The 23,297-nt window shown below is 62.4% G+C and carries 20 protein-coding genes; 7 read left to right on the forward strand and 13 right to left on the reverse strand.

The annotated features are described in order from the left end of the window. Position 1: 1 nt before the first annotated feature. The 10 genes from V5F66_RS03600 to trbB are packed head-to-tail and all read right to left on the reverse strand — an operon-like array spanning position 2 to position 9,287. A complete protein-coding gene (locus tag V5F66_RS03600) occupies positions 2–1,249 on the reverse strand; it encodes a TraB/TrbI/VirB10 family type IV secretion system protein (RefSeq protein WP_394093262.1) in 1,248 nt (415 codons plus the stop codon). Continuing rightward, positions 1,246–2,298: a P-type conjugative transfer protein TrbG gene (gene trbG, locus V5F66_RS03605; RefSeq protein WP_394093263.1), complete on the reverse strand. Its 1,053-nt coding sequence runs from the start codon at positions 2,296–2,298 to the stop codon at positions 1,246–1,248. Before trbG ends, V5F66_RS03600 begins: the two co-directional genes overlap by 4 nt. Next, entirely contained in the window at positions 2,295–2,984 is a 690-nt protein-coding gene (gene trbF, locus V5F66_RS03610) for a conjugal transfer protein TrbF (RefSeq protein ID WP_394093264.1), read from the reverse strand. Before trbF ends, trbG begins: the two co-directional genes overlap by 4 nt. Continuing rightward, positions 2,981–4,261, reverse strand: coding sequence for a P-type conjugative transfer protein TrbL (trbL, locus tag V5F66_RS03615; RefSeq protein ID WP_394093265.1), 1,281 nt, complete (start codon positions 4,259–4,261; stop codon positions 2,981–2,983). The genes trbF and trbL overlap by 4 nt, the downstream gene beginning before the upstream one ends. Further along, positions 4,258–4,518 carry a putative entry exclusion protein TrbK-alt gene (gene trbK-alt / locus V5F66_RS03620; protein ID WP_394093266.1) on the reverse strand — a complete coding sequence of 87 codons (261 nt, stop codon included), beginning with the start codon at positions 4,516–4,518 and terminating at the stop codon, positions 4,258–4,260. The genes trbL and trbK-alt overlap by 4 nt, the downstream gene beginning before the upstream one ends. Before the next feature lie 9 nt (positions 4,519–4,527). Then, complete coding sequence (gene trbJ / locus V5F66_RS03625) at positions 4,528–5,262, reverse strand: P-type conjugative transfer protein TrbJ (RefSeq protein WP_394093267.1); 735 nt, start codon at positions 5,260–5,262, stop codon at positions 4,528–4,530. Beyond that, complete coding sequence (gene trbE / locus V5F66_RS03630) at positions 5,259–7,688, reverse strand: conjugal transfer protein TrbE (protein ID WP_394093268.1); 2,430 nt, start codon at positions 7,686–7,688, stop codon at positions 5,259–5,261. Before trbE ends, trbJ begins: the two co-directional genes overlap by 4 nt. Before the next feature lie 11 nt (positions 7,689–7,699). Beyond that, a complete protein-coding gene (locus V5F66_RS03635) occupies positions 7,700–7,972 on the reverse strand; it encodes a VirB3 family type IV secretion system protein (protein ID WP_394093269.1) in 273 nt (90 codons plus the stop codon). Beyond that, positions 7,972–8,301 (reverse strand): TrbC/VirB2 family type IV secretion system protein, encoded by a 330-nt coding sequence (locus V5F66_RS03640; RefSeq protein WP_394093270.1) that lies wholly within the window; start codon positions 8,299–8,301, stop codon positions 7,972–7,974. Before V5F66_RS03640 ends, V5F66_RS03635 begins: the two co-directional genes overlap by 1 nt. Continuing rightward, entirely contained in the window at positions 8,301–9,287 is a 987-nt protein-coding gene (gene trbB / locus V5F66_RS03645) for a P-type conjugative transfer ATPase TrbB (RefSeq protein ID WP_394093271.1), read from the reverse strand. Before trbB ends, V5F66_RS03640 begins: the two co-directional genes overlap by 1 nt. A gap of 131 nt (positions 9,288–9,418) precedes the next feature. Here trbB and V5F66_RS03650 point away from each other — a divergent pair, with 131 nt between their 5' ends. The 7 genes from V5F66_RS03650 to V5F66_RS03680 all read left to right on the forward strand — a co-directional run bounded on the left by V5F66_RS03650 (position 9,419) and on the right by V5F66_RS03680 (position 17,115). Next, on the forward strand, positions 9,419–11,299 hold the full coding sequence (locus V5F66_RS03650) for an ATP-dependent nuclease (protein ID WP_394093272.1): 1,881 nt from the start codon (positions 9,419–9,421) through the stop codon (positions 11,297–11,299). Beyond that, positions 11,286–12,362, forward strand: a complete 1,077-nt coding sequence (locus V5F66_RS03655) for a UvrD-helicase domain-containing protein (protein WP_394093273.1) — start codon at positions 11,286–11,288, stop codon at positions 12,360–12,362. The genes V5F66_RS03650 and V5F66_RS03655 overlap by 14 nt, the downstream gene beginning before the upstream one ends. A gap of 98 nt (positions 12,363–12,460) precedes the next feature. Further along, a complete protein-coding gene (locus V5F66_RS03660) occupies positions 12,461–13,492 on the forward strand; it encodes a hypothetical protein (protein WP_394093274.1) in 1,032 nt (343 codons plus the stop codon). Between the two features lie 15 nt (positions 13,493–13,507). Then, positions 13,508–14,326, forward strand: a complete 819-nt coding sequence (locus tag V5F66_RS03665) for a hypothetical protein (protein WP_394093275.1) — start codon at positions 13,508–13,510, stop codon at positions 14,324–14,326. A gap of 169 nt (positions 14,327–14,495) precedes the next feature. Beyond that, positions 14,496–14,801, forward strand: coding sequence for a hypothetical protein (locus V5F66_RS03670; protein ID WP_394093276.1), 306 nt, complete (start codon positions 14,496–14,498; stop codon positions 14,799–14,801). A gap of 398 nt (positions 14,802–15,199) precedes the next feature. Further along, positions 15,200–16,477 (forward strand): DUF5677 domain-containing protein, encoded by a 1,278-nt coding sequence (locus tag V5F66_RS03675; protein WP_394093277.1) that lies wholly within the window; start codon positions 15,200–15,202, stop codon positions 16,475–16,477. Further along, positions 16,477–17,115 (forward strand): hypothetical protein, encoded by a 639-nt coding sequence (locus V5F66_RS03680; RefSeq protein WP_394093278.1) that lies wholly within the window; start codon positions 16,477–16,479, stop codon positions 17,113–17,115. The genes V5F66_RS03675 and V5F66_RS03680 overlap by 1 nt, the downstream gene beginning before the upstream one ends. 166 nt (positions 17,116–17,281) lie before the next feature. Here the strand turns inward: V5F66_RS03680 and V5F66_RS03685 are convergent, their stop codons facing one another. From V5F66_RS03685 to V5F66_RS03695, 3 genes are all read right to left on the reverse strand, one after another. After that, a complete protein-coding gene (locus tag V5F66_RS03685; protein WP_394093279.1) occupies positions 17,282–18,799 on the reverse strand; it encodes a YaaC family protein in 1,518 nt (505 codons plus the stop codon). A 131-nt stretch (positions 18,800–18,930) separates the two neighbouring features. After that, positions 18,931–21,381 (reverse strand): DUF4238 domain-containing protein, encoded by a 2,451-nt coding sequence (locus V5F66_RS03690; RefSeq protein ID WP_394093280.1) that lies wholly within the window; start codon positions 21,379–21,381, stop codon positions 18,931–18,933. Positions 21,382–21,707: 326 nt separating this feature from the next. Then, positions 21,708–22,490 (reverse strand): hypothetical protein, encoded by a 783-nt coding sequence (locus V5F66_RS03695; protein ID WP_394093281.1) that lies wholly within the window; start codon positions 22,488–22,490, stop codon positions 21,708–21,710. Between the last annotated feature and the right edge of the window lie 807 nt (positions 22,491–23,297).

The following is a 23,297-nucleotide window of genomic DNA, read 5'->3' on the forward strand; positions in this document are numbered from 1 at the left end:
GTCAGCTTCCATAGGGTTCGAGAACGAGATCGCGCGTGACGATAACCCGCACCGGGTATCCCGGCCGGATGGTCAGCGTCGGGGCGATGTTGAGCTGGCGCTGGACAATCTGGCGGCCTGTCTGGCTGATGCTGTCGGAGGCGCCCTCGCGCAGGGCGCTCGCAAGGTCGCTGTTGTTGCCGGACGTGCCTGCGTTCGCGCCGACGCTCAGGATGGTGGAGAGCACGGCCGCCTTGAACAGCTCGCCCCAGTGATAGTCGACGCCATCTTCGAGACCGGCATAGCCTTCGGCGTCGGCTCCAGGTTGCCGCTCTAGCACGATGGAGCGGCCATTGGGGAAGATGAGCCGGTTCCAGACCAGGAGAACCCGGCGCTGCCCGAAGCCGACCCCATTGTCGTACTGGCCAATGATCCGGGTGCCCTGGGGGATCAGGAGGATCCGGCCGGTCGGACTGTCGTGGACATTCTCGGTCACTTGGGCGGTGATCTGGCCTGGCAGGTCGGAGCGGATGCCGGTGATCAGCGCTGCGGGAATGACCGCGCCTGCCTGCAGGATATTGGCCGAGGCCGGAGCCGCGACGCGGTCGGGCGACACGGTGCGTCGGTCGACCGCTTGGTTGAGGAAGGCCGTCTGCCGCTCCTGGGGCGTTGGTGTCACCGCCTGCGGCGCAAGACCAATGGAAGTCAGATCCGGGACAGGTGCCGCCGTTGGAACCGACGCTGCGCTCACCTGTTGCGCCACGACAGAGCTTGCCAGCCGCGTGTTGGTCTGGGCGAACAGCCGTCCGGTCCGCGCCGCCTCGGTCTCCTGCTGCTGGCGCTGCTCCTCAGGGCTGAGAGCTGGATTGGGCATGCCTTCCATTGTCGGAACCGGTGGCTGGGCCGCCGTCTGCGCATTGAGGATCGGCCGTCCGAGATCGCCGGGCAGCGGTGGCCCCAGCTTGGGGATGCCACTGTAGTCCTTCGGCAGGCCGGCCAGCCCGTCCGGCGTCGCCTTGACGTCGGTGGCGTAGAGCTCCTGTCCTGGACCGTGGTCTTTCCGCGCCTGAAGGGCATAGATCAGCGCACTGCCGATCCCGAGGCCGGTAACCAGCCCCAGTCCAGCCAGCACCTTGCGAGACAAGCGGGTCACCCGTGGCGGCTCCGGCCGCAGCCGCATGGCCACCGCGGCTTCCCCCTTCAGCGGCCGGGAGCCGTCATCGTCGGCAGGGCCCGGCCCCTTCCCCTTCCCGGTTTCATTGCCGCTCATAGAACCGGCCTCCCATCGGTCCGGGAGATGCGCACGCGCTTCTGGTCCTTATCGGCACCGAAGCAGAGTTCGGCTGCCGCGAAGAGGCGGTCGACGATCATGTAGCTGCCGCGCACACGATAGTTCACGAGTTCGGAGGTGTCGCCCTGTGGGCCGACCACAAACAGCGGCGGCATCTCGCCCTGGGCGATGCCCCGGGGAAACTCGATGAACACCTGCTGACCATCGTCGAAGGCGCGGAGCGGCCGCCACGGCGCCCTGTCACCGGTCACCTCGTAGCGGAAGTTCACTTTGGTCAGGTCGATTCCGGTGGCGACGGGTTGCACGACTGCCGCCTCGGCGTTCTGGCGTCGGAGGGCGATGAGCTGGTCCTGGGGGTACTGCCAGGAGACCGAGGCCATGTAAGTCTTCTCGGTGGAGCGCAGCTCCATGTGATAGGTGCGCAGATTGGTGTTGATCACGAGATTGGTGGTGAGGTCCGCCCGCGTCGGCTTCACCAGAATGTGGACCTGCTTGGCCGTTCCCGCCCCGCTCTCCGTATCGCCAATGATCCAGCGCACCGTGTCGCCGGCCGCCACGGGCCCCGTTCCCACCAGTTGCTCGCCGGGTTGCAGGGCGATGTCGGTGACCTGCCCCGGCGCGGCATAGACCTGATAGAGCGCGCCTTCCACGAAGGGATAAACCTGCATGGAATTGATGAAGCCGTTGCGCATGGGCTGGACCCGGGCGGCGGCATTGGCCTGGTTCACCCGAGCGGCAGGGTCGGTCGCTTCCGGCTCGGCCTTGCCGTCCTTGCCCACTGGCTTCAGCTGGCCGGGGAGCGGAAGGGGCTTGGGCAGCTCGACGATGCGTACCGGTCCCGGCGGTTCGGCCTTGAAGACAGCGGTCGGGGCATCGTCATATTCGATCTCGGGCGGCTTCTCGAAGGTGGCGCAGCCAGCGAGGGCTGAAGTGCAAACCAGCAGAAGCGGCAAGCTGGACTTGCGGAAAGCCGGAAAGGAGAGGACACGGCGCGCCGGCCTCCCGGATGTGCGGATGGCCGGCGTCATTGTGCGAGCTCCTTCGACCAGTTGATGGCGTTGACGTAGATTCCGAGGGGATTGGCCCTGAGGCGCTCGGCATCCTGCGGCGCCTGCACCACGACAGTGAGGATGGCGCTCCAGCGGGCGGTGTCGGCGAGGCTGCCGTCCTGGTAGCGGCGCTCGGTCCAGGCGATACGAAAGGAGTCCGGCGAGGCGCGGATGACGCTCGAGACCTCTACCGCCACCTGCTGCTTACCGACCCGGGCGAAGGGATCATTGGTGCGGGCATAGTCGTTGAGGGCCACGGCGCCGGCTTGGGTCGTGTAGGCATAGGCTCTGAGCCAGTTCTGCCGAACGATGACGGGATCGGCGGAAATGCTGCGCACCTCCTCGATGAAGCGGGCGAGGTGGAAGGCGATCTGGGGATCGGAGGGACGATAGTCCGAGGTGGCGGGTTCCACGGCCTGCGCCTGCCCGAGCTTGTCCACCTGAACGACCCAAGGCACCACCGAGCCGCTTAGCGCCTGCCACGCCAGGGCACCGGAGAGGCCGGCCGAGAGGGCGAGGCAGCCGAAGGCCATGAGGCGCCAGTTCTTCGCCTGGACGCGGGCCGAGCCGATGCGGTCGTCCCACGCCTGGGCCGCGCGCTGATAGGGCGTCTCGGGCTCGGGGGAGCGGCCGTAATGGACCGAGGGTCGCTTGAAGGGGGTCATGGGCGATCGCTTTCGGAGAGGGAGATGGAGGACCCGCCGCCATGGCTGTCGCCGGATCGCACAGCATGGGTCGCGGTCTGGACACCGTGGGCGACCTGCTGGGAGCGCCGCGTGCGCCGGGCCCATTCGGGGGCATCACCGGAGGAGGCTGAAGCGCTTGCTGCAGCGGGATTAGCTCCAAAGGTCGGCGAGGCGGCGGCTGATCCGCGCAACGGAGAGGCTGCAGCGGTTGCACCGGCGCGCGCGACGCCGCCGAGACCTCCTGCGACGCCGGACAGCCCAGGCTGGCCGGCGGTTCCCGCGCTGTAGGCGGATGCGGCGCCGCCGGCGAGGTTGGCTCCGGCTCGTGCCGCCGCGGCTGCTCCCGACAGAGCAGCACCAGCCCCGCGCATTGCCATGCCCGCTGCGCCGGCTCCCGCGAGCGCCGCACCTCCTGCGGCGAGGCCAGTCCCAACGGCGGCGCCCGCGCCGAGCTGCGGCGCGCCGGTGATCAGGCCCGTGGCGATCCCCGGTCCGAAGATGCCGAGACCGAGGAGCGCCAGCGCCGCCAGCACGGCCGACAGAGCTTGGCTGATGGTCGGTTGGGCATCGCCATAGGAGGCGGTGAATTGAGAGAACAGCCCCGAGCCGATGCCGACAATGACCGCCAGCACCATCACCTTCACGCCCGACGCAACGATATTCCCGAGCACCTTCTCGGCCAGGAAGGCGGTCTTGCCGAAGAAGGCGAAGGGGATGAGGACGAAGCCGGCGAGCGTCGTCAGCTTGAACTCGATGAGGGTGACGAAGAGCTGCACCGCCAGGATGAAGAAGGCGATCAGGATCAGGAGCCAGGAGACCAGCAGCACGGCGATCTGCACGGCATTGACGAAGAGCGCTACCGGCCCGGTGAGCTGGCTCGCCGCATCGAGCAGCGGCTGGCCCGCGGTGAGCCCGACTTCTGCAAGGCGCCCCGGCCGCAGGAACTCCGCCGTGCTGATGGTCGACCCGCCGGCCTTGAGGCCGAGGCCAGCGAAGCTCTCGAATACGATCTTGGCGAGCGCGTTGAAGTTGCCGATGATCCAGGCGAAGAAGCCGATGGCCAGCGTCTTCCTCACCAGCCGGCGCATCACGTCCTCGTCGGCGCCCCAGGCCCAGAACAGGCCGGCAAGCGTGATGTCGAGAGCGATCAGGAGGGAGGAGAGGCCCGTCACCTCGCCCTTGATCAGGCCGAAGCCGGAATCGATGTAGCTGGTGAAGGTGTTGAGGAAGGTGTCGATGACGCCCACGTCGTTCACGGCGCCACTCCTTCCGTGGGCTTGCCGAAGAAGCGGCGGCGGTTCGCCTCCCAGAGCGCCGCGCAATGCGAATCGATGGGATCGGCCTGCTCCAGCGTGGCGCAGCTCTTCAGGTCGACCGAGGAGACGTTTCCTCCCTTCACGCTGATCGCAGTGACCGCCTCCGTTTCCCGGCCTGAGGAGACGGCAAGGGCTGCGATCACCGTGCCCACAAGGCCAGCGACGACGAGGGTTCTGAGTGCGGTGCCCTGATCCATGGCCGCCCCTCAATTCCCGCGGAACATGGTGACGGCGGAGGGTTGGTAGCTCGACGGGGTCGAGAAGCGCCGGTAGCGCTCCTGCCCCTCCGAGACCGCCGTCGCCCGTTCGGCCTCGGACAGGGCCTGCGCCCGTCCATTGGCAGCGACCACGGCGGTGAGATCAGAAAGCTGCTGGGCCTGGAGTGCCTGGAGCTGGTTGCCCGCCTGCATGGCCTGCAGTGCGCCGCTCGCCGCCTGGCTCTGGCCGACCAGCGTCGATGCCTGGGTGCGGCCGGTGTCGAGATTGCCAACGACGCCCGCCTGCACCCGCATGGCGTCCTGAAGGCCCGCGACCGTGGTCTGCCAGCGGGTCTTCGCCTGGGCGACCAGGGCGGCATCCGTGGCACTCAGGGAGACCGAGCCGTACTGGCCCTGGAAGGCCCGGTCGATGGCGCCGACGTCATAGGCGATCTTCTGGGCCTGCCCGAGCAACTGCTGGGTGCGCTGGGCGGACTGCTGCAGCGCCCTGAGGGAGGAATACGGTAGGCTCGCAAGATTGCGGGCCTGGTTGATCAGCATCTGCGCTTCGTTCTGCAGCGAGGTGATCTGGTTGGTCACCTGCTGGAGGGCGCGGGCCGCCTGAAGGACGTTCTGCGCATAGTTCGAGGGGTCGTAGACCACATATTGCGCGGCCGCCGGCGTTAGCGGGTAGAGAACGAGCGGCGCAGCGACGAGCGCTGCCCGCAGCATCGAGCCGATCATGAGCGTGTCTCCAGATTGTCGAGGGTGGGGATGAGGTCGGCCGCCCAGCCGAGGCCGCGATGGCGCAGCCACGCCGCGAGGAAGCCGTCGCGCCCGTGCTCGGCAAAAACCTGCGAGAGCGCAGCCTGATCGGTCTTGGACCCGGCGGCGCACAAAGCGAGCGCCACCTGCGACAGCCTGAGCTCGAACAGGCGGTTGCCGCGCCGGGACTGGCAGTAATAGTCCCGCTTCGGTGTCGCCCGAGCGAGGATCTCGATCTGCCGGTCGTTGAGGCCGAAGCGCCGGTAGATGGCGGTGATCTGGGGTTCCACCGCCCGCTCGTTGGGGAGCAGCAGCCGGGTCTGGCAGCTCTCGATGATGGCAGGAGCGATGGCGGAGCCGTCGATGTCCGAGAGGGACTGGGTGGCGAACACCACGCTGGCGTTCTTCTTGCGCAGGGTCTTCAGCCATTCCCGGAGCTGTCCGGCGAAGCCTGGATCGTCGAGGGCAAGCCAGCCCTCGTCGATGATGAGGAGGGTGGGCGATCCGTCGAGCCGGTCCTCAATGCGGTGGAACAGATAGGAGAGGACAGCCGGTGCCGCGCTGGTGCCGATCAGCCCCTCGGTCTCGAAGGCCTGAACGGAGGCCTGCCCCAGATGCTCAGCCTCGGCGTCCAGCAGCCGGCCATGGGAGCCGCCGATGCAATAGGGCCGCAGCGCCTGCTTCAGCGCATTGGACTGGAGGAGCACGGCAAGTCCCGTCAGGGTGCGTTCCTCGACAGGCGCGGAGGCGAGCGACGAAAGCGCCGACCAGATATGTTCCTTCACCTCCGGGGTGATCGAGATGCCTTCCCGGGTGAGGATCGCCACGATCCAGTCCGCCGCCCATGCGCGCTCGGAAAGCTCGTCCACGCGGGCGAGCGGCTGGAGCGCGATGCTCTCCTCGGCAAGGCTTCCGCCCAAATCGTACCAGTCGCCACCCATGGCGAGCGCGGCGGCCCGAATGCTGCCGCCGAAATCGAAGGCGAACACCTGGGATCCGGCATAGCGCCGGAACTGTAGGGCCATGAGCGCCAGCAGCACCGACTTGCCGGCGCCGGTCGGTCCCACCACCAACGTGTGCCCCACGTCTCCCACATGGAGCGAGAAGCGGAACGGGGTGGAGCCTTCGGTCTTCCCATAGAACAAAGGCGGCGCCGCAAAATGCCCGTCCTGCTCGTCTCCCGCCCAGACCGCCGAGAGAGGGATCATGTGCGCGAGGTTGAGGGTGGAGACGGGCGGCTGGCGGACATTGGCGTAGACATGGCCCGGCAGGCTGCCGAGCCAGGCGTCAACGGCATTAATCGTCTCGACCATGGCGGTGAAGTCCCGGCCCTGGATCACCTTCTCCACCAGCCGAAGCTTCTCGTCGGCGATGCGGGGATCGGCATCCCAGACCGTCACCATGGCGGTGACATAGGCAATGCCGGCATGGTCGGCGCCGAGCTCCTGCAGGGCGAGGTCGGCATCCTCCGCTTTGTTGGCGGCATCGGAATCCACCAGCACGGAGGCCTCGTTGGTCATCACCTCCTTGAGGATGGCGGCGATGGACTTGCGCTTGGCGAACCACTGCCGGCGGATCTTCGTGAGGAGCCAGGTGGCGTCGGTCTTGTCGAGGAGGATGGCGCGGGTCGACCAGCGATAGGGAAAGGCCAGTCGGTTGAGGTCGTCGAGGATCCCCGGCGTTGTCGCCGTGGGAAACCCCACGATGGTCAGCACGCGGAGGTGTTGGTCCCCCAGCATGGGCTCCAGGCCACCGGTGAGCGGCTGGTCGGCGAGGAGCCCATCGAGATACATGGGCGTCTCGGGGACACGCACTCGCTGGCGCCGGGTCGAGACGCAGCTGTGAAGATAAGTCAGGGTCTCGACATCCTCGAGCCAGTGGCACTCCGGCATGAAGGCTTCGACCAGCCGGAACACCCGGTCTGTCCGATCGACGAAGCCATCCAGTGCTTCGTGGGGATCGACACCTTCGCGCCCACGCCCCTCATAGAGCCAGCTCTCGGCCCGTGCGGCATCCTCCGCCGGGGGGAGCCATGTGAAGGTGAGGAAATAGCTCGACTCGAAATGGCTGCCGGCCTCGGCGAAGCCCGCCTTGCGCTCGGCCTCCACCAGCGCGGAGGCGGGATCGGGGAAGAGGCTCTCGGGATAGGCGCCCGCCGCGTGCCGCTGGGCTTCCACGAACAGTGCCCAGCCTGAGCCGAGGCGGCGGAAGGCGCTGTTGAGGCGACCCGCCACCGCCACGAGTTCGGCGGGCTCCGCCGAGTCGAGGTCCGGCCCGCGGAAGCGCGCCGTGCGCTGGAAGCTGCCGTCCTTGTTGAGGACGATGCCCGGGCCAACGAGGGCCGCCCACGGCAAATAGTCCGCGAGCCGGCTCCCGTTTCGACGATACTCGGCGAAGTTCATCATTGTGCGCCCCCTCAGACCGACAGGTGGGAGGGGATGCGCAGATGCCTTCGCACCACGTCGACGAAGAGCGGATCGCGCTTGGCGGCCCAGACGGCGGCGAGGTGCCCGACAGCCCAGAGGGCGAGGCCCACGAGCCAGAGCCTCAGCCCCAGCCCGACGGCGCCGGCGAGCGTCCCATTGAAGATGGCGATCGCCCGCGGCGCGCCGCCGAGCAGGATCGGCTCGCTGAGCGCCCGATGGACCGGGACGGAGAAGCCGGGCACTTCGCCGGCATCGCCCGCCATCAGACCAGTGCTCCGCCGCTGAAGGAGAAGAAGGAGAGGAAGAAGCTGGAAGCAGCGAACGCGATGGAGAGACCGAACACGATCTGGATCAGCCGCCGGAACCCGCCCGAGGTATCGCCGAAGGCGAGAGCCAGGCCCGTGGAGATGATGATGATCACCGCGATGATCTTGGCGACAGGCCCCTGGATGGACTCCAAGATAGACTGCAGCGGCGTCTCCCACGGCATGGAGGAGCCGGAGGCGTGGGCAGCGGAGAGCGCACAGGCGAAAGCAAATGCAGAAGCACCGGCTCGCAGCAGGCGGCGATTGATGGAAACGCGGATCGGCATCACAGGGAGGTTCCTTCTTCGGTCGGAGGGACGGCGGGAGAGATGCGGTAATCACCGTCGGGGGCGAGCCCTTCGACGCGGGCGAGCTCGGTGAGCCGGCGCGCGGCACCGCGGCCGGACAGGACGGCGATCAGGTCGATGGTCTCGGCGATCAAAGCGCGCGGGACGGTGACCACGGCTTCCTGGATGAGCTGCTCCAGCCGTCGCAGGGTGCCTATGGCACTACCTGCGTGGATGGTGCCGATGCCGCCGGGGTGACCCGTGCCCCACGCCTTCAGGAGGTCCAGGGCCTCCGCGCCGCGGACTTCGCCGATGGGGATACGGTCGGGCCGCAGGCGGAGCGAGGAGCGCACGAGGTCTGATAGCGAGGCGACGCCGTCCTTCGTGCGCATGGCGACCAGATTGGGCGCTGCGCACTGGAGCTCGCGCGTGTCCTCGATCAGGATGACCCGCTCGGAGGTCTTGGCCACCTCGGCCAGGAGGGCGTTGGAGAGCGTGGTCTTGCCGGTGGAGGTGCCGCCGGCCACCAGGATGTTGGCGCGGGAGGCCACGCCCTGGCGGAGGGCCTCGGCCTGCGCCACCGACATGATGCCGGCGGCCACATAATCGTCGAGCGTGAACACGGCGACGGCGGGCTTGCGGATGGCGAAGGTCGGAGCTGCGACGACAGGCGGGAGCAGGCCTTCGAAGCGCTCACCGGTCCCAGGAAGCTCGGCGGAGAGCCGCGGGGCACCGGCATGGACCTCGGCGCCGATATGATGTGCGACGAGGCGGATGATGCGCTCACCGTCGCCGGGAGCCAGGCGCTCACCGGTGGCGCCGAGCCCGTCGGATAGCCGGTCGACCCAGAGGCGTCCGTCCGGGTTGAGCATGACCTCGACGACGGAGGGGTCATCCAGAAGGCGTGAGATCACCGGGCCGAGCGCGGTGCGCAGCATGCGCACGCCGCGCGTCAGGCCCTCCGGATTGTGAGCTGAACCCGCCATCTCATCCCCGCCTTGGCCGGGAAGGATGCTGGGGCTTCCCGAATGGGGATGATTAAAGAAGGGGGAATTGGGGGAGATTCAACAACGGAAAGCGAGCATCGCAGCGTGGCGTGCGATTGCCTGAAATCGGCGTGGCGCGCCTCCTCGCCGCTTGGTCGCAGCTACCGGTGTTGACCCTTCTCTGCCGTTGGGAATGTCTGCAAAATGGCGGGTTGACTAGCGCTTCCTGCGTTAAACTTGGCCTCAGCTTTCGGGGTGAAATGCCGGTGAAGCGCGCAGACCCCGGCTTCCAGAGAAAGCGGGATAGCAAGGCGGCGGATGGGTTCCTTGTTTTCGCAGGTTGTGGACTGATCGGCGGCCTACCTGTCCCCAGAGCTTGGCCACGTGGTATTTTTAGGGGAAAGGGGATTCCCGTGTTCATTCAACGAGCGATCATTCAGAATTATCGCTGCCTGAAGGCTGCGGACGTCGCGTTCAACGAACGGCTGAATGTCATTGTCGGCGGGAACGAGTGTGGCAAGTCCACGCTTCTCGAAGCGCTCCATCTCGCACTGACCGGTCAGCTCAACAGCCGTCCGATACAGATCGAGCTGCATCCCTATCTATTCAATCTGGCGGTTGTCGCCGAATATGTCGACAACCTTAAAAAAGGCGTCACCGCGTCGCCGCCGACGATCTCCATCGAGCTGTTTCTCGCCAACGACCCGACGCTTGCGAAGCTCAAAGGCATCAACAATTCCCTCAGCGACGATGTGCCAGGTGTGCTACTCACCATCGAGCTGAACTCGGTTCACGCAGACGACTTTGCCCAGTACGTCGCCGATCCGAATGACATTCGGACGCTGCCAATCGAATTCTACAGCGTAAAGTGGCGCGATTTCGCCGATAACGAGATCACTAATGCTCGCATGATTCCCCTCCACGCCAGCCTGATTGACACCAGCACGGTCAAGAACAACGCCGCCGCCAACCGCTATGTGACCGACATTGTGAAGGAAAGCCTTTCCTCCCGCGAGCGGGTCGATCTGGCGCTCACCTACCGGCTCATGAAGGATCGCTTCTCCGAAGAGCCGAAGGTGAAGACGATCAACGACGCTCTGGCGCTCAAAACCGGCAAAGTCAGCAATAAGGTGATCTCTGTATCTCTCGATACGTCGGCGCGCGCGACATGGGAGGCCGGGATCATGCCTCATCTCGACGAGATCCCGCTGCCGCTTGTCGGAAAGGGCGAACAGAACAGCGTGAAGATCAAGCTGGCGATGGAAACCTCGGCCAAGTCCAACATCATTTTGATCGAAGAGGCAGAGAACCATCTCTCCTACGCAAGCCTGAACGAGCTGATCAGCCATATCTCCGCAAATGCGGGCAGCCGTCAGATCTTCATCACAACCCACAGCAGCTTCGTCCTCAACAAGCTTGGCATCGAGGCCGTGCTACTCTTCCAGCGCGGTGAGAACGTACGCATCAGCCAACTTAAGGATAAGGGCACGCGCGATTACTTCATGAAGCTGCCCGGGCACGACACACTGCGGCTTATTCTCGCAAGACGCGCCATCCTTGTCGAAGGCCCCTCCGACGAGCTGATCGTACAGCGCGCCTACAAGGACAAGCACGGCGTCATGCCGCTCGAAGAGGGTGTCGACGTGATCTCCGTCAACTCGCTTGCCTTTAAGCGCTTCCTTGACATTGCGATCGCAGTGAAGAAGGAGGCCGATGTCGTCACCGACAATGACGGCAACCTCGCAAAAGTGAAGGCAAAATACGCCGGCTATGACACGTCGGAGTTCGTGAACCTCCAGTATGACGACAACGAGGCATACCCCACGCTGGAGCCGCAGCTTCTCCGCAAGAACGGGCTCGCGAAGATCAACGAGATCCTGGGCCAAAACTTCACTGATGACGCCCCCGCGATCGCATACATGATCGATCGCAAGGCCGAAACTGCACTCAGGTTCTTCGAGACCGACGTCCAGTGGTTGCCCCCGGACTATATCGACCGTGCTATCCGCTAATCGCATCGTCATCTCTGCCGCCGGCGGCGGAAAGACGACGCGGGTCGTCGATCAGGCGCTTGGCTACAAGGAGGGCGCGACAGCTCTCATCACCTACACACGCAACAACGTCCGCGAAATTCAGCTCAAGGCCTACGAACGCGTGCGGGCGATTCCCCCCCAGATCGAGGTAATCTCCTGGTATTCGTTCCTCCTGCGCGAACTCGCACGGCCATACCGCACCGTCCTGCACAACCAGCGCATTGACGGCATCTTCTGGGTGGAAGGCAAATCCGTCCCCTTCGTGCCGGAGGCTAAAACTGCGCAGCACTATTTCCATGATGGCAATCAGATCTATTCCGATAAGATCTCGAAGTTCATCTGCGAGTGTGAGCGCAAGTCGGGCGGCTCGGTTATGCGACGTCTTCGCCAGCGATTCAACCGCATCATCATCGACGAAATTCAAGACATGGCGGGGTATGACCTCGACATTCTCGAACTGATGCTAAAATCGGGCATCCAGATCACCTTTGTCGGCGATCATCGTCAGGCGACCTTTGCGACAAACAACTCGCCAAAGCACAAGGCCTTTGCCGGCCCGGAGATCATCAAGAAGTTCGAGCTCTGGAAGAAGGCCGGCCTGACTTCGATTGAGTACGAACAGCATACGCATCGCTGCAATCAGGCAATTGCCGATCTTGGCGACAGCTTCTTTCCCAACGAGCCAAATACTGTCTCCCGCAACTATACCGTGACCGGGCATGACGGCGTCTTCCTCGTCCAGGCAATCAATGTTGCAGAGTACGTCCGGCGCTTCTCACCGCAGGTTCTGCGCTACAGCGCCCGTACCGCTTGTGGGCCGTTCGAGGCGATGAATTTTGGCGAATCCAAAGGCCTCACCTTTGAGAGGGTGCTGATCTATCCCCACGGCCCGGCGAAAAAGTGGATTGCCTCCGGAAAGCCGAGCGATGTCGAGAAGTCGGCCACCAAGATGTATGTCGCGACCACTCGTGCCAGATACAGCGTTGCTTTCGTGTACGATGGAAAGAATTGCGCGATCAGCGCCACATGTTGGGTCCCGTAGTGCTCACGCGCTGGGCACGACCATCGCGGATATCCGCACAGGGGCCGGCATCACCTCGCGCGTCTAGGCTCAGGACCTATTAATCAAGGGCGGACGTCATGGATGACATCGACTGGGACAATCTGCCGCCCACGACCGTGCCTTCGAGCCTGCTGGTATCGCTACAAGGCTTCACGAACCAGGACGCGGCCGTCGAACTCGGCAAAGCGGTCGGCGAATGCGTGATGACGCTGGGGTCTTTCATGGACTTGAGCACATTAGACGGCGTGACAATCGGCATCGACTATGACGCGGCCTTGGCCAGCATCGACCAAGGCATCGAGGGGCTGCGGCCACTCGATCGGACCGACACCGAGGAGATGCAGGGCGTCGCTAAGACCTGTCAGGTAATGCGCGATGGCGTGGTGAAGAGCCATCTCGCGTTCAACGCTGAGATGCTCGTGCCGCTGATCGCAGAGGATCAGACGACGATGGAGGCGCGCCAGAGCGCGATTGGGATCATCGCCCATGAATGCGGCCATGTTGACGTCAATGCGCGGATGGAGGCACTCGTGCCGGATGCAAGGTTGGGCGTCAAGATCGCGGATTTCGAGCGCGCTGTCCTGTTCCAGATCGCTCGGATCGCCTGGGACGAATATGCCGTCTGCCGGCTCTCGGCTCGTTTCGCCCCGCAGCAGAACGACCAGCATGCTGACACCGTCCGCGCGGTCCTGCCGGAGGCGCGGACCCGAGCCAACGAGTCTATCAAGGCGTACCGGCTCCATGGCGACCTCTATCGCCTGCTCGGCGAGGCGGGCGGTGAGCTCTGTCAGCCGATCAAGGCCTGCGCCTATCTTCTCGGCGGCATGGATGGCGAGGATCTCACCTGGGCTGATTTCCCCGAGACGCGCGCGGCCATCGAGGCCGGCGGATATGGCGAGCTGGTCGATGCGCTTCGCGACCGTTGCCGCGCGTTATGGGACAGTCAGCCGACATGGTCCGCGGAGCTGGATGTCCTCGCCCCGCTTGTCGATTTGACGCGCGACGTTTTTGTGTCGGGCGGGATCTATTTCTATCAGGACGAAGCGGGCGAATGGAGCATGAAGGTACCGTTCACGCCCGAGAGCATGCCGGACGACGCGATGACCTGACTGAAGCTGAGGAAGATGATGAACCCGTTATTCTCGCGCCGCACGACGATCGCGGCGATCGATCTTTTTGAAGGCAAATATCACGCGGACCTGACCGCCTTCCTCATGGAATTGGGGCCCGCTGTCTACACGCAGATCCGATCGGACCCTGTCAGCCTTAAGAACCGGCTAAGCGACCTGAAGCAGTTCGTCGATCTCAATCCCACCGCAACAGTGGACGGTGAGCCGCTCGTCAACATGATCGTTGAGCGTGCTGCAAGCTTTTTGCCGCGCGAGCCTGAGCATCGTTGGTCGAGCGCCGAGCCAATTACGCCGGCTATGGCAACGTTCGTCCGAGTGCTCGACATGGACGGCTATGCGGTGAGCAACGGGATGCTCCGCCGGACGCTTCCAACCGACATCGGTCTTCCTGAGACCGAGTCCGAGCTGATGCGGCTGATGAACAAATATGGGCTGGAGACGCCTAGGGGTCACCTGCAGCAGGCGCTGGACGCGCATGCGCGGGGTAATTGGGCCGGCGCCAATGGCCAGATCCGGACATTCTTCGACGCGTTGCTCGACGCGATTGCCGAGCGAGTCGATCCCTCGACGACTACGCTTGCCACCGGGCAACCCCGCCGTGCGAAGCTCGCTTCACACGGCTTCCTAAGCATCCCGCTCAACGAGTGGGGCGATGACGGAAGGGGCTTTATCAATGGTCTGGTGAAGCGTCTCCATCCGGCGGGTCCGCATCCGGGCCTGTCGGATGAAGACGACAGCACCTTTCGCCTGCACACGGTATTGCTGACCACAACGTTGCTGCTTCGCCGCCTTGATCGTGGCATGATCCCGTAAAAGGTCGGCGTCGGCCGGTCGGAGACCACTTGCCACGGAAAAGGGACGAGCGGTTTGCGATGACTGACCTGTTTGATGTCGTCGGTCAGAATCTCGACCCCGGTTTCGTGAATCTGAAGATGGCACAATCCCCGATTGAGCAGGAACTGAATGACCTGCTAAACGGCATGTGGCGACCTATGAACCCTATGCGGACCCCGATTTCCGGCACGGGTTCGCCCGCGATGTCGATGGTCGCTTTTGGGAAATGTATCTCGGCTGCACGCTGATCGAGGCGGGCCGCAACTTGTTGCCCATCGTGGAACGCAAACGCGATGGCGGCCAGCTAGAGCTGTGCGTGATTGAGGACGGCCGGCGCTTCTGGATCGAAGCAATCGCACCTCGCGACGGAGATTCCGAGCCAGATCAGGTTGTCCGTCCCATCCCGATCAACGAGGGCGGTCATATCATCGCAGCACCGATCCGCCCGGCATAGCTTCGCACATCTGGCGCCTTCTGGGACAAGGCACGGAAAATCGGTCAGTATATCGAGCAAGGAGTTATTGCGGCGGACGAGGCTAGGATTATCGCCATCAGTGCAAGTCGGTTCGGTGCTTATGTGAGCGAGCATCCGCTTCCGCTCATCATGACGACGCTCTTCCCAATCGGCGACGCCTACGTCACGATCTACAGGGAAACCGGCGCGATCGTAGGCGAGGGATTTCACGCGGCGCCGACCATCCCACGCCAGGGCGGTTCTATCCCGCGTAGCGTATTTCTCAACGAGCGGTTTGCCGATATTTTCGGTGTGATCTGTCGATTTGGACCGAGACGAGCACAGCGACGACCATGAAGACGTCGAGATCACGAACTCCTCCCGGGGAGCTTGAACCAATGCAAGCGGCCTTCGATACAAGTATCCAGAGGCTACCACAAATTCACCTCCAGAGGATCATCGCTAACCGATCGAGCGCGTCGGGCATAGAGCTGAAGCCACATGAGGCCGAAGCTTTAGCGAAACATCTCCTCGCCGGCAACAGCACCCCACTTCAACTGGAGGAACGCCCCGGTCTGACGTCGGCGACGCTAACGTTGACGAAAGAAGACATCGCCGAGATCGACGGCTTGGCAGACCGCATCAAAGCCGAGACGCCGCGAGTCATCGAAGGGGTCGCTAAGGACGCCTCGAACATCCTGCTTCAGCGCATCCGCAAGCAATGGCCGGAAATTCAGGCCGAGCATGAGCGCAATCGTGCTGAGTTCATCGAGACCATCCAACTCATCTGGGGCGACGCTCTCGATAAGCTCGATATGCTCATGGCGACCGCCGACAGCGTCGGCGGTCAAGCCATCGCCGTAGCGCGCGCTTCTGACTCGAAGCAGCGCGTCGCCATAACCGCGGCCCTCGACCGACTACATGTCCGTGGCATCCAGGTCGCAACCGAGGTCCTCACGTTGCTGCGCGAGGGGTTCGCCGACGCCGCCTTTTCGCGATGGCGGACCCTGCACGAGATTTCGGTCGTCGCCATGGTGCTCGGCGACCACGGGGAAGACATCGCCACACGGTACCTAGACCACGATTTGGTGGAGGCCCAGCGGAGCGCTGAAGTGTATCAACGATGCCACCCGAAGGACGCAGCGAAGGGGAAAAACGTTGCCGAACTCCGCCGAACCAAGGCGGAGTATGACGTTGTGCTTGCCCGCTATGGCCAAGCGTTCAAATCACCCTATGGCTGGGCTGCGCAGCACCTCGGTAAGCAGAAGCCGACGTTTCAGGACCTGGAGGAAGCTGCCAATCAGGCGCAGATGCGGTTGCAATACAAAGTTGCAAGCTATGGTGTTCATGCTGGAATCGCGGGCCTCACGACCTCGGTGGCTGACGTCTTTGGCGAAGGACCGCCGGGGGCTGCGAGCATCGGCGGTCTACATGAGGCCGGAATTGAAACGGCGTTCAGCATCGTGCGGCTGACTGGCCCCCTGCTAGGGCCGAACTGGTCGATTGACCAACTCGCGGGCCTCAACGCGCTCATCAATCTGCGGGACGCCGCCGCCAACGCCTTCTGGGAAGGCGGCCGGGCGATGAGTCAAGCTACCTGGGTCTCTGAGGAAGAGATCGAGGCCTGGGAGCGGAAGGCGGAGAGCAGCCAGACCGCAAAGGAGCAAGAGGACTGATGGACCGCTTGCTGAACCTGCGGCAGGATATCTACGACCACTTCCACTCCTCGACTATTCGAAGCGATCTGCCCCTTGCGCCCGGAAACCGGGACCGATTCGCGCAGTACGAAACCGCCATGCTGCTGATCCAGGATACCGGCGAAGCGCTGTGGACCCACATGCGACGCGATTTCTCGACGTTTCCAATGGCAGCTTACATCGAGTTCTGGGGTGTGATGCAGGCCGTCATCATCCAGCAGGACGCGCTGCTGGAATTGGCGGCTGCGCTCGGCGCCCCCAAGCCCTCCATAGGCGCCGCCTGGGAAGCGATCCGCGACTTTCGGAACGTGTTGGCTGGCCATCCCGCGAACAAAAACTCCGGGCGCAAACCCCTTGGCGCAAAGTCTACGCTTCGCGCGTTCATGGGGCGCCAACAAAAGTCCTACAGCGGGTTGACCTATGAGCTTTGGGACGCTCGCGCTGAGCGAACCACACACCCGCATATCAACCTCGGCGCGATGATCGCCGCCTACGAAGCCGAAGCCGCCGACCACCTTGCGGAAATCCTCGACCACATGCGGCGGACCTGGCCCGTCGAGATAGACGATGGAGCGCTGGCTGACTGTTCGGTTAGGCCTTGGGCCGGAGAGCATTAACTGAAGGTCGCGCGGTATCGTCGTCTCGATCTACCTGAGCGCTCGATAGATTAACCCTTACGATCGGCTCTCGGAATGGTGCAGACGCAGGTGCGCCGCGCCACCCGAAACTTAGCGGCGCTGGTCATCATAGCGCGAAGGCATGAAAATTGCGTTGCGACCGAGGTTACATAAATGCGCCGGGCATTCGCGCGACAACACGGTCGCCAGCGATAGCCTCTAGGAACTCTTCTGGCAGGACCCGTGCGAAAACTGTCACGGCCTCGGCGATCAAGGCCCGATAGTGGTCCCAATCTCCACCGTCGACGCGCCGCCAGGTGCTCGGGAGATACCGCACGACGATCGACAGCGCGTAAGCCGTCGCGAACGCCAGAACGCGATATCGACCAGCTCCGACAAGGCCAGGGAAAATGAGACTTGTCGAACCCAAAAACGCGCTCCTATGGAGCGGCAGCGCCTCATGCCAGGACTCATAGCCGGGATGATCCACGCGCACCCTCAGCGCCGACCGCTCATCCGAACGCTTAATAGGCATTGGCTCGGCGAACGGCCAAGCCGATAAGGGCGCCATGTTCCAATCGATCCGCCCAGAGGTGTCCAAGAGATGGATGTAACTCGCGCCAGAGCCGTGAAGCCACTGCCCGGCTGCCGCGCCGTTCGCTTCCATGTCGTAGACGGGTGTGATCCAGGCCGGCGGCCCATCGAAGACCTCCGCATAGAGGTCTCCAAGCTCTGGGACGGCCGCGAGCAAATCGCGCAGAGTGGTCCGGAACTCGGCGGGCAGCGCGACCAATTCCGCGGCCGTCGTCGCCCTAGTCTTTGGAAAGGCGCCGACATCGGGCGTGAGGAGACGGACCCAGGCCGGATAAAACCCGGCATTGGAGACACCCACGCCCAATTCGCCCAGGTCGTCGTCATCGGCGGGAACGGTATAGAGCCCGTGGCCGCGCTTGGTCGCGGCCTCCACTTCGGAGAGTCCAGCACGTCCGACGGGGTCGGCGAGCATTTCGGCGCAAGCGAATGACAGGATGCCATAGTAGAGTGCGAGAACGCGGCTTCCGAGGTTCGTCTGGGGACCACGGAAGTAGTCAGCGGCGTTGCGAACGCAGAATGCGACGCCCTCGGCCTTGGCGTCCAATATCTGGCCTTCGAGCTGAATGCCGGCATCCGCGCACCGACGCGTCACGACCTTCCGCGCCAGGCGGACACTTTGGAGTTGGTCCAGGCGCGTCCAGATCGCAGCCAGGGGATCTTCAGCGGTTAGGTGCCTGACCCGGGATGGGCGCGCCGGAAGCGGTCCAGCGCTTCCACTGTCCGCTCGGGCGGGATCAAAGGCCTGATTCCACTCCAGCAGTGTCGCGTAGAAAGTCTTCACCGGCCGAACAGGGACCTGGATCCCGTAGGCAAAGGATTCGAGCTTATAAGGCTCGCCATTGTGGAAAATGATGTCAGCGTCCTGTGCCGCAACCTGATAATGTCGATTGTCCGTCGCCGACGAATAAAAGAACGCCAAGCGACGGCGCGCTTCGCCCCGCTCGGCCTCGATAATTAGATACTCTCCGGGGTAAGACTCACGCGTGATCTTCGCTGTCCAGCCGTGCGAGGCCAGCGAGTCCAAGATGGTGCGCTGGGCGTCGTTGCGTAGCAGCCTAAGCTTGGGATTGCTGGTTTGGTCAAGTGTCACGTCGCGGTCTCAGGTTCGGAGGAGTGAAACATCAGCGTGCGTCGTCCGACTGACCATAGCTGGCGCACCGCGGCCTCGAGCTTTGGCCTTCCGAATCACGGAGTCGACTCGACAGCCGACCTTCAGGGTCGTTACCGAGCAAGTATTGAGGATTTGCGAGTCCCACAATCCTCAATGAAGAACGCCATCGGCACGCTTGAAAGGTGCCGCTCCGAGCTCGACATCAAAAGCAGACGATTGATTGTGTTGTCCTGGATGCCATCGGGCGGCATGACACAAGATATGCGGCCCTCTTTTGCTACGACACCTGATTTTTTGATGGCGGCTTGAGCTGTTGCATGGATCTTGGGGAACTGGCCAGCAAATTGCGCTTCCCGGTTCGGCTTTGCTCCACGTTCTTCCAGGTGTGAGAGATACCTGAATAGGTTCCGGAACAAATCCGGATACCCCGCGCAGGACTTTATCAACGCGTGGTCAACGACATCCGTAACATGCTGCGGAAAAGTGAATTTTGCAACCTTCATTTTTTCCGAAAAGGTGGCGAGCCCCAGTGTCGCAACTGCCGCCGGTCGACGGATAGCCCTCTTAACTTCACTCCAGCGGAATGGGCTGTCCGTGACAATGTAGGCACCTGTCGCCTGGGCTAAGTACATTGTCATCTCGAAATTTGGCGCGAGTTTGAACATGCTCATCTGCCCGCCCCCTTCGCCTCCCAAAGAACCGTCCTGAAGCACGGCCAGAGGATCTAGCTCTCGTTTGCGCTCGGCAAATCGCATTGTGGCCTCGATTTCTCCGTCGCTCATTTCTGGGTTGAGTTTGCGGAGTTGTCTGTGCAGCGCATCCGGGGGCATCAACATCAGGCTGCGCCGGGTGTCCTCTTCCATGAGTTTTTTCAGGCGAGGTTCTTTATCGGTGTCGAACGGCATTATGGATGCGCGCGCTTGCGCCATGCTCCACATCTCCTCGCGGAGATGGAAATCGAAGTCGCAGGGATCAGGTATAAGGTTGACCAAGCCGAGTTGCACAAGCGGCATGATGGTCATGAAGAACATGGTGCTTTTCAGAAAATCTTGCCGATAGCGCCTCGGATTCTCGGTAGGACGGTACTCCTTCGCCATGACTCCCGAGTGGATGAACGGGTGCGCGACAATCAGCTCACCGAAATACAGCGGGGCCGCCAACGCAAAGTCAGTGATCGATGAGGGGTGGATTGAGCCGGTGTAGACCGCGCGGGCGACGCCGTCCGGCTTTGGCAGCAACGCAAGCAAATCGGTTTCTAGTGGCCAAAGAGCATCGTATAGGAAATAGATTTCCTTGATATTCTCATCGGTGAGTTCACGCCGGATCTGAGTCCAGTCCTTTTCGCCGTCTAGCCCAAGGATCCTTTCGATCCCATTTTGCAGTATGATGTTTCGCTCCCGGATGCTACGCTCAGTCCAAGAGGGGCGCAGCACTTCGGACTTTCCCTGACAACAGGCCTTGAAGGAATTTCCTGATCCGCACCCACAGACATCTCCTGGGCGCAGTTGCTTCTCCGGTGCCGCCTTAATCAGGAAATCACGCGGCTTCTCGGTCCTGCCAAATTCGTCCTGATAGTGTACATGCCCGCTCTCGTACTGAACGAACATCTGGCCGCCGAAGTGGAACAGGCCGCTTTCCGGGGGCAGAAATGTTTTCCTCAGGTCGGCCCACGGCTGCTTGACCGTCTTCTCGGGGTACAGCCACTCCTTGCGGCCGCCTCCGATGTAGCGCCGTGCGCGGGATTTTAGAACGAAGTTGACCTGCGCAACTTCCTCCGCAGTCAGCTTCCGGGAGCGGATGAACGCGTCGATCCGGGTCATGGACTGTCGGTAATTTCGCGCGAAGGTCCTCTTTTCGAGCGGGCTAGTGCTCGGATCCTTTGCATACTCCAGATTCGAGAGGATCAGGCAGAGGTCGCGGTTCAGCGGGAAAATCGTTTGAGACGCCCTCAGCGCAATGCCTGGATCGAGCGGATACGCGCCCATCGCGTGCATAGGGGGAACGGCATGGTTGTAGATGGTCACCGGGTGGTCGCTGAAGATGAACTTCACGTCGGAATCCTCAGCAGAGACGATTTCGCGGACGCCCCCAATCCAGATCGTGCAGTGCATCATGCGGATGCCCTGCATCTCGTACATCAACTCATTCTGTGAGAGCTTGGGGTACTGAACCTTCAGCCAGTCCAGCCCTTTCGGCGTTCGGATTTTCTGGATATCTAGGTACTCAAAAAACTCTTGAAAATGCTTGCGCCATTCGCCCACGTCGGTGCCAGAAAATGCACGCACCGCTTGGGAGCCCCTGCCATCGATGTCACCGAAGAGGCGCCGCTCGATCTCGTCGTTGACTGATGTTCCAAAGAAGGTCGAATACAGATCCCTTAGAACGAACGCTTTCGAAGTTGGCGTATCGTTCCATGCTCCGTTTTGAGTGATCACGCGCCCATCAGGGAGGATCTTCCGGTCCGGCGTCATGTCCACAAAGGCTAAGGACGAGCGGCCTGGTTCAAAGAACCCCTCTTGGTACCATTGCGGGACATAATGATTGTTTCTCGTCTTGGACATCGCCACTTTCGCAATATCACAAATCAATCATACCGACGCCGCTGCGGCATCTGGCCAATATCGCCCTTGGAGCTGATGCACGCTTTGCTACCCTTCTGTGCAAGTTGCAAATAGCCGATGTTTTGTGTCGATGTCGGCTGTTAAACAATTCGCGGTGCAGGCCCGCTTGTGGGCGACGATCGAAGTTCCGCATCTTGACGCCTCGGCCGCATCCGGATATGTCCACCAAGGACATGCTGAAAGAAGCCCGGGCGAGCTATCGCGTGCCGATTTGGTCAGTGTCACTCCCCATAGGTCGCGAAACCGGCGATCACTCGACCGATTGCTCATACTTCCGCCTGCCCTTCATCAATCGCCGGAAAGAGGATATCGTCCATCTCGTCAAGGGGCACCTCTGTCCGATGGCGCGTGTAGGCCTCGCCCTGCTTGCCCAGGTTGACCCATCCTAGCGACGGAAGGTCGATGAACCAAACGGGGGGATTTTCGCGATCGCCGATCCAACCGCAGACCCTCATGCTCTTGTTCCATTCCAGCGCCCAGAACCAGGGAGAGCCAGGTTCATTGGCGCGTCGGATGATGCATTGGTAGTAACCCCCAGCGGTGCTGAACTGAGCCACAATGGGCACCTCAACCACGCGTCGCATAATCTCGCGCTGGTGCGCGTTGCCCCAATCATGACGCATGACAAAGCCGTAGAAGCCGAAATCGCTGTCCGTTAGAAGGCGAGTTCCCTCGCTGGTCATCGGATTCCTGCTGCACAGCAGGGAGAAAAGTCCCTGCATATGGTAGAGGCTCAGGTCCACAATTTTGCCGTTATCCGGCTGCGGCCCACCGACCATAGTGATGGTCATGAACGCGTTAAGGCGGATCACAAGCTCTTGGCTCTGTTCACCGACCGGCTGGCCAGGATATCGGCCGTCGAACGAATTTTTTCCCTTGCGTCGTGCCGTCGCGTCGACTGCGTCGTCTTCGGCGCGCCCCGGGCTGTAAAGCATTGTGATTTCAGAAACATGATCTTCCACTGCAGACTTCGCGAGATTGCACTCCTCACAGGCTCGGAACTGAAAATTAAACGCTTTAGCGTCCGCAAAGCTGCCCGCCGGAACCATCCGTCGCCCAATCAAATGCTCACAGTTGCTAAGGACATCCGATCCCTCCCCGACGTAGGCAGCGCAGTAAAGGCAATGCTGATTTGAGCATGCAGGACGTCGATGGAACCAAGTAATTGCCGCTGATCCACGTCTCGCGCCGAATACGGAAATTCGACCTTCCAACCCATCTTTCACCATTTGCTAGCCCACGCCTTTGTATCGGCGGGAGGCCGAGGAACTTGGTCACCATAGGATGGTCAAGCAGCGACCTCCAACTAATTGAGTCCCCGAGCTCGAGAAGGATAACGCAAAGCTCAGGGAGGCTCTCGTAGCGCACAGCTGGCTCAACGCAGAGAGAGCAGCTCTGCAACAGGTGAGCGTTTGGCGGCCACCCGACCCTGCATACCGCGCCTCTCAGTGTCCGGAGTCGAGCGGGGCGCCAACTTCTGTTCTTGGCGCGTGGTTCCCGTCAGGCTCGGCTGGGAAGAGCCGTTGCAGACTCTAGGTGCGTCCGCTTCAGGGTATGCTGATTATCCCGAGATAGGCCGTCCGAAATGGGGCCGATTCCGGACTATCCGGTCTTGGCTGTAAAAGTGCGGATACTGCAATAGAGGTTTAGCCGTTCCACAGAAGGGGCTGCCTAACCTCATCTAAGCTGAACGGCGAAAGTCTGGCCAAGGAAGATGTGAGTAACCGCCATCAAGTTGGTAACGTCTTAACAAATCCACTAATCCGGAATTTTTATTAGGTGCGTCACGACGCTGGGGCGAGTGTGGAGGAACGTGTAGTCGTTCTCGATTTGAAGAGCGTCGAAACGCGCAGCCT

Origin of the sequence: Xanthobacter versatilis (assembly GCF_043193975.1) — a bacterium.
In the GTDB taxonomy this organism is placed as follows: Bacteria; Pseudomonadota; Alphaproteobacteria; order Rhizobiales; family Xanthobacteraceae; genus Xanthobacter; species Xanthobacter autotrophicus_E.

Coding starts and splice junctions, on each gene's coding strand:
- trbK-alt (WP_394093266.1), bottom strand. CDS start 4,518: ATGGATCAGGGCACCGCACTCAGAACCCTCGTCGTCGCTGGCCTTGTG.
- trbF (WP_394093264.1), bottom strand. CDS start 2,984: ATGACCCCCTTCAAGCGACCCTCGGTCCATTACGGCCGCTCCCCCGAG.
- V5F66_RS03695 (WP_394093281.1), bottom strand. CDS start 22,490: ATGGTTCCGGCGGGCAGCTTTGCGGACGCTAAAGCGTTTAATTTTCAG.
- V5F66_RS03675 (WP_394093277.1), top strand. CDS start 15,200: ATGCAAGCGGCCTTCGATACAAGTATCCAGAGGCTACCACAAATTCAC.
- trbB (WP_394093271.1), bottom strand. CDS start 9,287: ATGGCGGGTTCAGCTCACAATCCGGAGGGCCTGACGCGCGGCGTGCGC.
- V5F66_RS03680 (WP_394093278.1), top strand. CDS start 16,477: ATGGACCGCTTGCTGAACCTGCGGCAGGATATCTACGACCACTTCCAC.
- trbG (WP_394093263.1), bottom strand. CDS start 2,298: ATGACGCCGGCCATCCGCACATCCGGGAGGCCGGCGCGCCGTGTCCTC.
- V5F66_RS03690 (WP_394093280.1), bottom strand. CDS start 21,381: ATGTCCAAGACGAGAAACAATCATTATGTCCCGCAATGGTACCAAGAG.
- V5F66_RS03600 (WP_394093262.1), bottom strand. CDS start 1,249: ATGAGCGGCAATGAAACCGGGAAGGGGAAGGGGCCGGGCCCTGCCGAC.
- V5F66_RS03635 (WP_394093269.1), bottom strand. CDS start 7,972: ATGGCGGGCGATGCCGGCGAAGTGCCCGGCTTCTCCGTCCCGGTCCAT.
- V5F66_RS03665 (WP_394093275.1), top strand. CDS start 13,508: ATGATGAACCCGTTATTCTCGCGCCGCACGACGATCGCGGCGATCGAT.
- V5F66_RS03640 (WP_394093270.1), bottom strand. CDS start 8,301: ATGCCGATCCGCGTTTCCATCAATCGCCGCCTGCTGCGAGCCGGTGCT.
- V5F66_RS03660 (WP_394093274.1), top strand. CDS start 12,461: ATGGATGACATCGACTGGGACAATCTGCCGCCCACGACCGTGCCTTCG.
- trbE (WP_394093268.1), bottom strand. CDS start 7,688: ATGATGAACTTCGCCGAGTATCGTCGAAACGGGAGCCGGCTCGCGGAC.
- trbJ (WP_394093267.1), bottom strand. CDS start 5,262: ATGATCGGCTCGATGCTGCGGGCAGCGCTCGTCGCTGCGCCGCTCGTT.